Source organism: uncultured Algibacter sp., from assembly GCF_947495925.1.
Lineage (GTDB): Bacteria > Bacteroidota > Bacteroidia > Flavobacteriales > Flavobacteriaceae > Algibacter_E.
In genome coordinates, this window is record NZ_CANMAU010000002.1 from 172,579 (window position 1) to 185,624 (window position 13,046).

Genomic DNA, 13,046 nt, shown 5'->3' on the forward strand with positions numbered 1-13,046 from the left:
ATCATTGTAATTTGTGTTGTATTTTTGCAATAATTAAAGTTGTAAATGAAAAAAGGAATTTTGCTAGTAAATCTGGGGTCTCCAGATAGTCCAGAGCCAAAAGATGTCAAAAAGTACTTAGGAGAATTTTTAATGGATGAGCGGGTTATTGATATTCCCTATGCTGCCAGAGCCTTATTAGTAAGAGGTATTATATTAAAAACAAGACCTAAAGCTTCGGCTGCAGCTTACAAGAAAATATGGTGGAAAGAAGGCTCTCCTTTAATAGTCTTATCAGAAAGACTTCAAAATAAAATACAGAAACAAGTAGACTATCCAGTTGCATTGGCCATGCGCTATGGGAGTATGTCTATTTTAAAAGGACTACAAGAGCTGGTAGATAAGGGGGTTGAAGAGGTGTTGTTATTCCCGCTTTATCCGCAATTTGCAATGGCAACTACAGAGACCATAACAGTTTTAGCCGAAAAACTTCGTCAGTTACATTTTCCAAATTTAAAAATTGAATCTGTTCCAGCCTTTTATAATAAGCCCGATTATATTGAAGTTCTAGCAAATTCAATAAAAGAGCATTTAAAAGGAAAAAGTTACGATTATCTTCTATTTTCATATCACGGTGTTCCAGAACGTCATATAAGAAAAAGTGATGTTACTAAATCGCATTGTAAAATTGATGGATCTTGTTGCGAAACAGCGAGTAAAGCGCATGAGTTTTGCTACAGGCACCAATGTAAAGAGGTAACCCGTTTGGTGGCTGAAAAATTACAATTTGAACCAGACATATATTCTACTTCTTTTCAATCTCGTTTAGGTTTCGACCCTTGGTTACAACCTTATACAGATAGAACTATTGAACGTTTAGGAAAAAAAGGAGTGAAAAACATGGCGATAGTAACACCTGCTTTTGTAAGTGATTGCCTTGAAACTCTTGAAGAAATAGCTATGGAGGGTCAAGAAATATTCCATGAAATGGGAGGAAAAAATTTTACCACCATCCCTTGTTTAAATGACGATAAAGACTTTGTAGATTTATTGTCTAAATGGATAAATGAATGGGCAATAGCACCAGTTAAAATTGTTTAGTTTATGGATTATTACTTCTATTTTAAGGCCTTTCATTTAATTTTTGTTATTACGTGGTTTGCTGGTTTATTTTATATTCCGCGTTTGTTTGTATATCAAATAGAAGCGTTTCATAAACCCTCACCAGACAAAGAAATTTTAGGAAAGCAGCTCAAACTTATGGCTATGCGATTGTGGTTTATAATCACATGGCCTTCTGCAATTTTAGCGCTATTATTTGGTCTTATACTATTTTATATAAACCCTACACTTGTTTATCAAGATTGGATGCAAGTAAAAATTGGTTTCATCCTTCTACTATTCATTTACCATCTTATAACGCACAAATATTACAAGCAATTACAGGTTGATGATGTACAAAAAACATCAAGCTTTATGCGTATCTGGAATGAAGGCGCCACCTTCATATTGTTCGCTGTTATATTTTTGGTTATACTTAAAAGTGCCATTAATTGGATTTGGGGTATTATCGGCATTTTTATTCTAGGCATACTCATTATGCTCGGATTTAAAATGTACAAGAATTTCAGAGACAAAAATCCTGATGCTTAGATTATTTGGGCGTTACCTTAAGGTCGGGCTTTCCACTATATCTTTTTTGTAATAAACGTATTGTAATATTTCATTGTGTTGCTTGCATTAGTAATTAGTGCTTTTACGAAACATGCTTTTAAACAAAAAAGGATGCCGCTTCAATCCCTAACGCAGTTTGTTTGCGTTCTTTCAGTTTATCGCTAAGTATATACTGTGTTTGGTGTGATTATTGTTATATTTATTACCTGTTAAAACTTCAAAATAGGTCTGTTGAAATTAAAAACCTTATCCTTACGTACACGTATATTTATTGCTATGATTCTTTTAGTACTTTTAGGGTCAGTGCTTATTTCTGCAGTGGCCATTTATCAGTATAAAGAGCAGAGTTCAGATTATCATAAAGGACGTTTAGAACGTAAAGAAGAAAATATTCAGGCGCACCTAAAGCGGGTTCTAAATGCGCGCCAAAACACCTGGGAAGTAAAAACCGAAAATATTCCGCTCATATTTAAAGAAGAGATTTACAATATTGCCGATATCCATAAATTACAAATTAATTTATATGATTTAGAGGGTAACCTGTTAATTACATCAAAAGCAGGGTTTCAAAATAATAATGCAGATAAGTGTTTAAATGCTGAGGTATTGAATGCCATTTCCAATACCGCCATACACAGATATGTTGATAAACATAAGGAAAATGGAGAAACATTTCAATCTTCATATACGTTTATAACAGATCAAAAATCAAAATCTATAGCTATTCTTAATATTCCATATTTAGAAAAAGATGACTTTTTAAGTAAGGAGCTCGAAGAGTTTTTAACTCGTATTGGTTTTGCTTTTATTTTGGTATTATTTATGGCCATAGGTATAGCCTTTTTACTTTCAAAATATATTACTAAGTCTTTAAAAACGATTAGTGATAAAATTAATTCAACAAGATTAGAACGGTTAAATGAAAAAATTGAGGTAAATGACACCAGTGAAGAAATTTCAACTTTGGTAAACTCATACAACAGTATGATAGATGAACTAGAAGAAAGCGCGGTACAATTAGCAAAAAGTGAGCGCGAGCAAGCTTGGAGAGAAATGGCAAAACAAGTGGCCCACGAAATTAAAAACCCACTAACCCCTATGCGATTAACGGTGCAAAATTTTCAACGAAAGTTCAACCCTGAAGATGATAAAATTCATTTTAAAGTTGATGAATATAGTAAAACACTAATTCAGCAAATTGATACTATGAGTTCCATTGCATCGGCATTTTCGAATTTTGCTAAAATGCCAGCACAGCAGAATGAGACTCTAAATGTGGTGAAAATTATTAAATTGGCTTTAGATATTTTTAATGAAGATTATATTGTTTTTAAAACGGATGCTGAAGAGATTATTGCAAAATTTGATAGAACACAACTTATACGAGTAGTCACCAATTTAGTTAAAAACGGGGTTCAGTCTATACCGGAACATAAAACACCAAAAATAGAAATCCATGTGGGTGAAATTAAAGAGCATGTTGTTATAACAGTATCTGATAATGGCTCAGGGGTAGCAGAGGAAAATAAAGAAAAAGTCTTTGAACCTAAGTTTACCACAAAATCGAGTGGTATGGGCTTAGGATTGGCTATGGTTAAGAATATTTTAGAAACCTATAAAGGCAGTATTACTTTTGTTTCTGAAAAAGATAAAGGGACCATATTTAAAGTCACATTTCCAAAAGAGTAACATATTCCTGCGAAAGCAGGAATTTTTTAGAATTAAAGTTATGAAATATAATAATTTACTTGTAGCATATAATACGGGAATAACAACGATTACTATTAACAGACCAAAAAAACTAAATGCGCTGAATAAAGAGACGATTAGCGAGTTGCATGAGGCTTTTTATGCTGCTGATAATGATGCTGATACCAAAGTAATACTTGTAACAGGTAGCGGAGAAAAAGCCTTTGTAGCTGGAGCAGATATTAGTGAGTTTGCAGATTTTGATGTAGACGAGGGAAAGGCATTAGCAGCAGAAGGACAAAAACACCTATTTGATTTTGTGGAAAACCTTTCAACTCCAGTTATTGCTGCGGTAAATGGTTTTGCCCTTGGAGGTGGGCTTGAATTAGCAATGGCGTGTCATTTTAGGTTAGCAAGCGATAATGCCAAATTAGGATTGCCAGAAGTGTCCCTAGGGCTTATTCCTGGTTATGGTGGTACACAACGCTTGCCTCAGTTAGTAGGAAAAGGCAGGGCTATGGAAATGATTATGACAGCCGGTATGATCGATGCCAATAAGGCACTTGAATATGGTTTGGTAAACCATGTTGTAATTCAGGAAGAATTGCTTTCTACGTGCCAAAAAATTGCGATAAAAATATCTCGTAATTCACCAGTGGCCATAGAGGCTGCGATAAAAGCAGTAAATTCAAATTTTAAAAATGAAGTGGATGGATTTAGTGTAGAGATTAATGAGTTTGGACGTAGTTTTGGAACGGACGATTTTGAAGAAGGTACTTCTGCTTTTTTAGAAAAAAGAAAGGCTGATTTTCCTGGTAAATAGATCTTTTATTTTCATTGAAGGAGAAGCGAATTCGATTCTAAAATTCATACAGATATTAAATTAATTGAAGCGCTTTCCAATAATGAAGCGAAGTTGCCCTGTAGATAAGTTAAAATCATAAGGCTTTAAGTCAATGGTTCTATAATTAAGTGATCCAGTAAGGTTTATAAAAAATAGACGATGTTCATAGCCTAATGCTAACCGGTTTAAAATTTGTGCAGCAGGTTGGTCATTACTTTCAACCTTGTTTTCTAAGTTTCTAGTGCTAACATGTTGGTAGCCAAAACCAGGAATAACAGCAGCACCTAAAACAAACTTATCCTTTACAACTAAGTTGTAGGCATACCCGACAGAGACTCCTAAGGCTACATTGCTAAAGGCTTTAATATTAAAACCTTTACTAACTTCATCTGGAAATTCAGAAGGGACAAATCCATTATCAGTTGTGGCCTCGTCATAATTTCCAAAAACACCTAGAAGAAAACTACCTGCACTTTTAGTTTGAATTTCATCACGCACAAAGGCGGCGCGATAGGAATATTTGTGTGCATTGAATAAATAAAAGCCAATTACACCGGCAGACAGTATTTTCATATTTCCAATTTGAGGAAAGAAATCACTAGTCCAATCAACAAAATCTTCAGGGTTAGAGTTATAATAGCCTTTGTAAGCCTGAAAGAATCCATCTGCTCCAATTTTTCTATTATACATGCTGCCCTGTAAATCTAGGCGTTGGGTTTTTCCATATTTCCTCTGATTTTCATCAGAAGGAGGCAGACCAAATGCTATGCCTAGACCGATTTTTTTATAGTTGAATCCTAAACCTAAATTGGTGTTACCATTTGGTAAAAGGATTAATTCTAAATCTTGAGCTTTGTTTTCAATACTTAATGAGTTGAATTTAGTAATGGTATATACTCTTAATAGAAGTTTGTTTGAATAATCCTTAATGTAAGTACTGTCTTGAGCATGAGTGCTATTACAAAAAAAGGAGACGAAAAGAAAAACCACGAAATTTTTAGTAAGATGCATCATTTATTCAATTCTTGACACCAAATGAAATCTAAATTGTTCTTGGATGTTTTTTGTAAAAATACTTATTTTAAGAACAATGTTGTTTTTTATAAGAAAAGGATTAGTGTGTAAATGATCAATTTTTCATGTTTGTTAATAACCTGTTTTTTCTTTAACATTTTTGAAAAGCAATTATAGCTAATTTTATAAGGCGACATATTTTTATCCTAAATTAATTATTATGAATCCCAAATCAATCCTAAAAGGACGTGGTGCCCAACGTCATATACCCAATCAGTTTTTTGACCTAAGTCATGAAATGCGTGATGATTTTTTGGAGTATTGTTATAAAGAAGGTGAGTTGTATGATAAAAATATAACTAACTATAGTCAAGTATTTCCAAAAACCATTGTAAATAAAGTAAGTAGTCCAGATGTGGGTATGGTTTATAGTTTAAATCCGTATCAGGGTTGTGAACATGGATGTGTTTATTGTTATGCTAGGAACACCCATGAGTACTGGGGCTATGGTGCTGGTTTAGATTTTGAACGTAATGTTTTGGTGAAAAAGAACGCGCCAAAACTTCTTGAAGATTTATTAAAGAAAAAGAGTTGGAAGGCGCAAACAATTGTAATGTCTGGGAATACCGATTGTTATCAGCCAGCTGAGAAACAATTTCAAATTACCCGTCAATGCTTGCAAGTGTTTTTGAAGTATAAACATCCGGTAGGTATCATTACAAAAAATGCTTTGGTTTTAAAAGATTTAGATATTTTACGGGAACTGGCAAAATACGATTTAATAGCCATTCATATATCGATCACATCTTTGTCTGAAGAGACAAGACGTGTTTTAGAACCTAGAACTACTACCACCAAAAAAAGATTGGAAACTGTAAAAACACTTACCGAAAATGGAATACCTGTTAATGTTATGTTGGCACCAATTATTCCATCTATTAATAGTCACGAAATACTTCCCTTAGCTAAGGTGGCATCAGACTATGGCGCATCCTCAATTGGGCATACTATTGTAAGGCTTAACGGTGCAATAGGAAGTTTATTTACGGATTGGATTGAAAAAGCAATGCCAAACAAGGTGAAAAAGGTGCTAAGTCAAATAGAAGCTTGCCATGGAGGGACCTTAAATGAGTCGAGGTTTGGTGTGCGTATGCGAGGTGAAGGTCAAATAGCAGAACAAATCAATAGTTTAATAAAACTGGCGAAACGAAAATATTTTAGCGAAAAAGAAATGATTCGTTTAAATTGTGATTTGCATGAACCCTTTAAAAATGGACAGTTAAAATTGTTTTAATTAAAAAGGGTGAGCCTTAACAACTCACCCTTCTCAATTAATAAAATAAGGAGCTAGATTTTTAATCAATTATTTTTACAAATTCTCTTCCTTGCGAGCTACAAATCACTTTATAACTTCCTTTTTCAAAACCAGATAGTTTGAAAATTTTTTGGATGGTTTTGGTGTTTGCTATTTTTTCTGAATGAATAAGTTCTAAATCATTAGAATGAATATCATTTGAAAAGTAAATATTAATCTCAAGCGGAGCCTCGTTTAATGAAAGCTGAGAGACTAATAATAGATCGCCTTTAACTCTGGTATAAGGTTTGAAAAAGCTTTTTTCTTTTTCCTTTTCAAATATAACCTCGCTAGATTTTACAGAAAACGGAATGGTTTTAATTTCAAGATCTTTTTCAAGTTCAAATAGATAAAAACCATCTGGAAGAGATGTTAAATCAAATCCTTTGGTGTAAATTCCAGATTTCTGAATAGATTCTTTATATAATATTACTCCATTATTATCCTTAATAGATAATAGATTTCCTTCTTTAACATGTTTTAAAGTTAGAGCGGTTCTGGCTACATCATTTTTAATACTATAAAATGATGCGTCATTGGCGAAACTTAACAAGGTAGCAAACAGTGTTACCATTAAGAATCCTTTTTTTGAATGTTTGAATGTGTTTTTCATAATTTGGGTTTTAACGTTTAACACTTCAAAGGTAGGTTAGCTTTAATAATTGTAAAACATTGATATTGACTAATTTATATGGAATTTTATCCGTTATTATTACATCAATTTTATGTTAAATCAAGATAGCATATAGTCGAGATAAATCAGCATATTTTGTTTTGGAAAAGAATGGTAATGTTTCGTCTTATAGAAGTTCGTTAAAACATGTCATAGAAAAGCGGGCCACCACAACCCGCTTTAAAACTAAACTAAACTAAATAAGACATTAAATAAATTATTTAACGAATGCTTTTGTATTTTATAATTACTTTATGTTCTTTTTTTTAGAGGAAATGATATTAAAAAATATAAAGTGGGCCACCACAGCCCACTTTACCAACTAAACTAAACTAAATAAGACATTAAACTAATTATTAACGAATGTTGTATACTCCTTACTATCGGAGTTTATGACTATTTTGTAATTTCCTGTTTCTATTTTGTAAATACGCTCTAGTACTTTAGTGTTTTCGATTTTTTCAGAGTGCACTAATTCGAAATCGTCATTACGATTTGCGTATATGCTAACATTTATAGGTTTATTATTTGGAGAAAGCTTTGTTAAATAAACTAAATCACCCTCTTGTCTTGTATAAGGCTTGTAGAAAGTTTCTTCGTTGCCTTTATCAAATAAAACCTCTTTTGCATTTACTGTAAAAGGAATCGTATTAATTTCTAAATCTTTTTCAACTTCAAATACATAGTTACCATCAGGCAATGCGTTTAAATCAAATCCTTTTTTATAAACACCGGTAGTTTCTACCATTTCTTTATAAAGAATAAGACCATTACTATCCTTAATGGAAATTTGATTTCCCTTTTTTACATCATTTAATACTAAAGCAGTTTTTTTAGAATCTTTATTAACTAAAATTTTTGCTTCACTTGCGAATCCTGAAATCGTAGCTAATAGGGCTAACATTAAGATTCCTTTTTTTGTGTTTTTAAATATGTTTTTCATAATCGTGGGTTTTACAATGTCCAACGGTACAAAGGTATAGGGAAGGTGTGAAGGAGAAAACATCAATTTTAGCTAATTTATATGCTATTTTATCTGTTAAATGATTGTTAACTTACTGTAAAGTTAATATAGCATATAATTTGGGTAATAGTATATATAATGTACGCATAATATGTATTAAATTTGCTATAAATTAATCACGTATGATTAAAAAGAAACCTACTTTAGAAAAGCTTACCCCAAGTTTTGGAAGTTCAATACTTATAAAGCAGCACAGAGAGAGCGTTGATAAAAATAAAGCCTTTTGGCATTTTCATCCAGAACTTGAACTGGTTTATGTGAATAAAGGTCAAGGAAAGACGCACATTGGGAATCATTTATCTTATTTTAATAATAGTCAATTAATATTAATAGGATCTAACTTACCGCATAATGGCTTTTCAGATAGGCTAACAGCTAACGGTACAGAAACTATAATACAGTTTAAGGCTGAGTTTTTAGGGCATGATTTTCTTAGTGTGCCCGAGATGGCTAATATAGTAGCTCTATTCGAAAGAGCTAAAAAGGGAATTCGTTTTAAAGTTGATACCAAAAAGAAGCTAGGTCTTAAAATTGAGAAACTTTTAGAGCATAAAGGATTGAAACGCGTTTTAAAATTTTTGGACATTTTAAATCATTTGGCAAAAACAGATGATTATATGTTATTGAATGCTGACGGATTTGCGTTTGAGACGGAAGCGCAAGACAGTGCTAAGATTGGTACTATATTTAAATACGTGCGTGAAAATTTTGAACACCATATACCTTTGGATGAAATAGCCGATAAAGTTAGTATGACGGTGCCTGCCTTTTGTCGTTATTTTAAAAAATCTACGGGTAAAACGTTTACACAGGTCGTTAACGAGTATCGTGTGGTGCACGCAACAAAGCTACTATCTGAAAGCGATATGAGTGTTACAGATGTTTGTTTTGAATGTGGGTTTAATAATTTCTCGCATTTCAACAAAACGTTTAATGATATTACAGGTAAGACAGCATCAAGTTATCGCAAAGAAATTAAAATGATGATTCAATAAGCGTTTTTTTGTAAAAGAAAAAATGGTTTTAAACCTTACCATTCCACTCAGCATAAAATTGCTCAAGATAGCCTACCATATAATTATGGCGCTGTACAGCTATTTTTTCACCTGTTTTTGTGTTCATGCGGTCTTTTAAAAGTAAAAGCTTTTCGTAGAAATGATTTATGGTTGGTGCGTTGGAAGCTTTGTATTCTTCTTTGCTCATGTTAAGATTAGGTTTTACATCAGGATCATAAAGCCCTCTGTTTTTAAAACCACCATAATTAAAGCAACGTGCTATTCCTATAGCGCCTATAGCATCTAATCTATCGGCATCTTGAATAACATCTAGCTCTGGTGACTTAAATTTCTGGGCTTCATTACCGCCTTTAAAAGAGATGTTTTCAATAATATTTACAACATGCTCAATGATTTTGGAATCTACATTTAGTTTAAATAAAAACTCACGAGCTTTCCTGGGGCCAATAGTTTCATCTCCATTATAAAACTTGCTATCGGCAATATCATGTAATAAGGCACCTAAAGCTATAATTAAGGTATCAACAGTTTCGTTTTTTGCAATTAGCAGGGCGTTATTATAAACACGTAAGGTGTGAAACCAATCATGACCACCTTCCGCATCAACTAAAGTCTCTTTTACAAATTGTTTTGTTTTATTGATAAGGTTTTCAGAAGTCATAACACTAAATTTCTTCTAGGACAGACTCACCTTTAGATAAATCGCCAGAAGTCCATTGCCAATTTTCATGAAGGCGTATTTTTCCTGATGCCATGATCTCTGGTTTTGAATAACATATACCTGTCATTAGTACATTTTTTTTGTTTACTTGATGATACCTCATATTAATATGACCATTACTTTCAACAATACCCATAAGGTGTCCAGATAGGATTTGATCTCCACTATAATTACAAGTTAATAGGTTATTATCTTGTTTGTAATTAAATATAATGGATGTAGATACTTCGCTATTATCTGATGATGATAGCAGCTTAAAGCGTTTATTGTTATAATTAATCAAATTATTTTATGGCTGGTTCAACCCATTTAAACTGGAATGAGTTTTCTGGAATTTTCATGCGTTCAGACAAACGATACATTCTAGCCGGAAGTTTCATAAGGTAATCTCTTGCTTTTTCGGCTTCATCGTTAAGCCCCGTAATTTTATCAATTTCCCATCTCGTGATAAGCTTCTGTAATATATCAACATAATCAGTAGAGGTGTAAACTCCAATTCGTTGGGCCGTATTAGAAAATTCTTCAAAAGCAGTCCCGATTTGGTTACCAGTTTCTCTTAAAAAGTGGGCCGGCATAGTAATTTTCTGTTTCATCATATAATGAAAAGCCATCATCATTTGACTAGGATCTACCTGAAAAATACGTTCCACAAATTCTGAGTAAGCATGGTGGTGGCGCATTTCATCACCAGCAATAATTTTACACATTTTAGATAAACGTTTATTACCAACATCCTTGGCTATTTTAGCTACACGATTATGAGAAACGTAAGTTGCTAACTCTTGAAAACTAGTATATACGAAGTTTTTATAGGGATCTCTATCGGTTCCAATATCAAAACCATCAGCAATTAAATGCTGAGTAGTTATTTCAATCTCTTTCATGTTTACTCTACCAGAAAGGTAAAGGTATTTATTAAGTACATCTCCATGTCGGTTTTCTTCTGCTGTCCATTGGCGTACCCATTTAGACCAACCATTTTGGCCATGTACTTGGTCTACACCCTCAACATCCATTAGCCATGATTCGTAAGTTGGCAAGGCTTCTTCAGTAATCATATCCCCAACAAGAACGACCCAGAAATCATAAGGCAATTCTTTAGCCAATTCTCTAATTTCTGTTACTTCTTCAAAAAAACTAGCTGTTGTGGCTTCAGAATCAGGTAAAAAATCAGTAGGCTGCCATATACTATCTATCGGGATTAAATATTTTTCCATTAATGCATCAACGTCTTTTTCCAAAAACTTCATGACTTCAAATCTCTTATTCTTCAACGACATCTTTATATGTATTAAGGTTTTATATGCTTTGTGATAGTAGTTTCAATACTATTTAAAAGTGCTTGCTTGTCAACAAAGGTAGCTAATTCTAAAGGTTTATGCACAGTAAATTTTAGGTGATTGCCCAATCCTAAAGGGAATTTCCCGTAACACATCATTTTCCAAGAGTTATTAATGGTCACAGGAACAATTAAAGCTGAAGGAATTTTTTTAAATAAAACTTCAAGCCCTTTAGTTTGAAATCGTTTTGGGGTACCATCTATACTTCTTGTGCCCTCAGGAAAAATAACGGCTGATCGATTATTAGTTTCAATGTATTCACCAAACTTCATTAGGGCTGGTAAGGATTGTCGTGGGTTTTTACGGTCTATTAGAGCGGCCCCTCCGTGGCGTAAATTATAAGAAACACTTGGAATGCCCTTGCCTAGTTCAATTTTGCTAATAAATTTTGGATGATATTTTCTGAAGAATACTGATAAAGGTGAAATATCATACATACTTTGATGATTGGCGACTATAATTAATGGACGGCCTTTTTCAATTTCATAAGGATTTTCAAAAGTAAAACGTGTTCCTAAAATATGAAGACAGCGCATGAGGCAAATATTCATGTAATCGGCACTCTTTTTATGAGCCTTGTATCCAAAAACATTAAAGCAAATCCATTGAATGGGATGAAATATGATTAAGGTTAAAAAAAACGCAATTACGTATAGAGGCGATATAATGTATGATACTAATTTTAACATGCGCCAAAATTAGTAAAAAACTTAGTTTTAATATACGGCAATACAGATGTTATTTTCGCATTTTAAACTTGATGGCGGGTTCGTGATTGCACAATCTGAAATAACACCCCATTTTGTATTGAAGTTTTTTTCTTGTTTGTTATAATCTTCAACTAATTCTTCTAAATTTTGAGTGTCAATTGATGTGGAATACACTAAATACTCCCAAGGACCTCCACAAGCTTTGCTTCCTAAGCCAATATAATTGCATGAATGCCTATCGTTACAAACAGATGTACTTGCTAATTTCTCAATTTCAGCCTTTAATTCGTTTAATTGAGCACGCTCATCTTCCTGAGTGATATTTGTGTCATCATCATTACAACTAAAAGTAACTGATAATATACAAGCTATAAATAGAAATGGTAATAGAGTCCTTTTCATTTTGTTTTAGGGGTTAGTTTTAAGATGAATATGCTGGCAAAAGGTTGCGCAATAAATCAAAAAACCACGATAGTTTTATCGTGGTTTGGGTTATATTACGAAATAAGTTTTTACTAATTTCTTATCTTAAATGTGGTTTTTAACAATTTGCGTTATACGCATCAATAAGGTTTTCTGCAATTAATTCTGCAGGACGTCCTTCAATGTGATGACGCTCAAGCATATGAACTAATTCTCCATCTTTAAAAAGTGCCATACTAGGCGAACTTGGAGGAAATGGAACCATATGGCCACGAGCAGCATCAACAGCTTCTTTATCGACACCTGCAAAAACAGTAACGATATTGTCAGGTTTTTTTGCATTATCTAGGCTCATTCTTGCCCCAGGGCGTGCATTTGCAGCTGCACAACCACAAACTGAATTTACAACCACTAAAGTCGTTCCTGATTTGGCTAAAGCAGCATCAACAGCCTCGGCAGTATGTAATTCTTCAAAACCAACTTTTGTTAAGTCTTCACGCATTGGTTTTACTAATTCTGCTGGATACATATTTTTAAATTTTAATAATTAACATTTTTTAAGATTGCAAAGATACCAATTGTGTA

General features: G+C 33.1%; 15 protein-coding genes. 6 read left to right on the plus strand and 9 right to left on the minus strand.

Annotation, left to right across the window (positions count from 1 at the left end; all coding sequences use genetic code 11):
• Positions 1-45: 45 nt before the first annotated feature.
• The 4 genes from hemH (at position 46) to Q0857_RS04080 (ending at position 4,165) form a co-directional block, all read left to right on the plus strand.
• Positions 46-1,080, plus strand: coding sequence for a ferrochelatase (gene hemH / locus Q0857_RS04065; protein WP_298532453.1), 1,035 nt, complete (start codon positions 46-48; stop codon positions 1,078-1,080).
• Between the two features lie 3 nt (positions 1,081-1,083).
• Positions 1,084-1,632, plus strand: a complete 549-nt coding sequence (locus tag Q0857_RS04070) for a CopD family protein (protein ID WP_298532455.1) — start codon at positions 1,084-1,086, stop codon at positions 1,630-1,632.
• A 252-nt stretch (positions 1,633-1,884) separates the two neighbouring features.
• Positions 1,885-3,342 carry an ATP-binding protein gene (locus Q0857_RS04075; protein WP_298532457.1) on the plus strand — a complete coding sequence of 486 codons (1,458 nt, stop codon included), beginning with the start codon at positions 1,885-1,887 and terminating at the stop codon, positions 3,340-3,342.
• Positions 3,343-3,382: 40 nt separating this feature from the next.
• Positions 3,383-4,165 carry an enoyl-CoA hydratase-related protein gene (locus tag Q0857_RS04080; protein ID WP_298532459.1) on the plus strand — a complete coding sequence of 261 codons (783 nt, stop codon included), beginning with the start codon at positions 3,383-3,385 and terminating at the stop codon, positions 4,163-4,165.
• A 60-nt stretch (positions 4,166-4,225) separates the two neighbouring features.
• Here the strand turns inward: Q0857_RS04080 and Q0857_RS04085 are convergent, their stop codons facing one another.
• Complete coding sequence (locus Q0857_RS04085; protein ID WP_298532461.1) at positions 4,226-5,200, minus strand: DUF4421 family protein; 975 nt, start codon at positions 5,198-5,200, stop codon at positions 4,226-4,228.
• 220 nt (positions 5,201-5,420) lie between these two features.
• On the opposite strand from Q0857_RS04085, the gene Q0857_RS04090 reads away from it, so the two are divergent.
• Positions 5,421-6,494, plus strand: a complete 1,074-nt coding sequence (locus Q0857_RS04090; protein ID WP_298532463.1) for a PA0069 family radical SAM protein — start codon at positions 5,421-5,423, stop codon at positions 6,492-6,494.
• Positions 6,495-6,555: 61 nt separating this feature from the next.
• On the opposite strand, the gene Q0857_RS04095 is transcribed toward Q0857_RS04090, so the two are convergent.
• Together Q0857_RS04095 and Q0857_RS04100 are read right to left on the minus strand one after the other, a co-directional pair.
• Entirely contained in the window at positions 6,556-7,167 is a 612-nt protein-coding gene (locus tag Q0857_RS04095; RefSeq protein WP_298532466.1) for a hypothetical protein, read from the minus strand.
• A gap of 409 nt (positions 7,168-7,576) precedes the next feature.
• A complete protein-coding gene (locus Q0857_RS04100) occupies positions 7,577-8,170 on the minus strand; it encodes a hypothetical protein (protein ID WP_298532468.1) in 594 nt (197 codons plus the stop codon).
• A 203-nt stretch (positions 8,171-8,373) separates the two neighbouring features.
• On the opposite strand from Q0857_RS04100, the gene Q0857_RS04105 reads away from it, so the two are divergent.
• Positions 8,374-9,246 (plus strand): AraC family transcriptional regulator, encoded by an 873-nt coding sequence (locus tag Q0857_RS04105; protein ID WP_298532470.1) that lies wholly within the window; start codon positions 8,374-8,376, stop codon positions 9,244-9,246.
• Between the two features lie 28 nt (positions 9,247-9,274).
• Here the strand turns inward: Q0857_RS04105 and Q0857_RS04110 are convergent, their stop codons facing one another.
• The 6 genes from Q0857_RS04110 to Q0857_RS04135 all read right to left on the minus strand — a co-directional run bounded on the left by Q0857_RS04110 (position 9,275) and on the right by Q0857_RS04135 (position 12,990).
• Entirely contained in the window at positions 9,275-9,928 is a 654-nt protein-coding gene (locus Q0857_RS04110) for an HD domain-containing protein (protein ID WP_298532472.1), read from the minus strand.
• A 4-nt stretch (positions 9,929-9,932) separates the two neighbouring features.
• Complete coding sequence (locus Q0857_RS04115) at positions 9,933-10,271, minus strand: n-acetylglutamate synthase (protein ID WP_298532474.1); 339 nt, start codon at positions 10,269-10,271, stop codon at positions 9,933-9,935.
• Position 10,272: 1 nt separating this feature from the next.
• Positions 10,273-11,268, minus strand: coding sequence for an acyl-ACP desaturase (locus Q0857_RS04120; protein WP_298532476.1), 996 nt, complete (start codon positions 11,266-11,268; stop codon positions 10,273-10,275).
• An 11-nt stretch (positions 11,269-11,279) separates the two neighbouring features.
• Positions 11,280-12,017: a 1-acyl-sn-glycerol-3-phosphate acyltransferase gene (locus Q0857_RS04125; RefSeq protein WP_298532477.1), complete on the minus strand. Its 738-nt coding sequence runs from the start codon at positions 12,015-12,017 to the stop codon at positions 11,280-11,282.
• Between the two features lie 27 nt (positions 12,018-12,044).
• Positions 12,045-12,440 (minus strand): hypothetical protein, encoded by a 396-nt coding sequence (locus tag Q0857_RS04130; RefSeq protein ID WP_298532479.1) that lies wholly within the window; start codon positions 12,438-12,440, stop codon positions 12,045-12,047.
• Between the two features lie 139 nt (positions 12,441-12,579).
• Complete coding sequence (locus Q0857_RS04135) at positions 12,580-12,990, minus strand: BrxA/BrxB family bacilliredoxin (RefSeq protein ID WP_298532481.1); 411 nt, start codon at positions 12,988-12,990, stop codon at positions 12,580-12,582.
• Positions 12,991-13,046 lie beyond the last annotated feature (56 nt).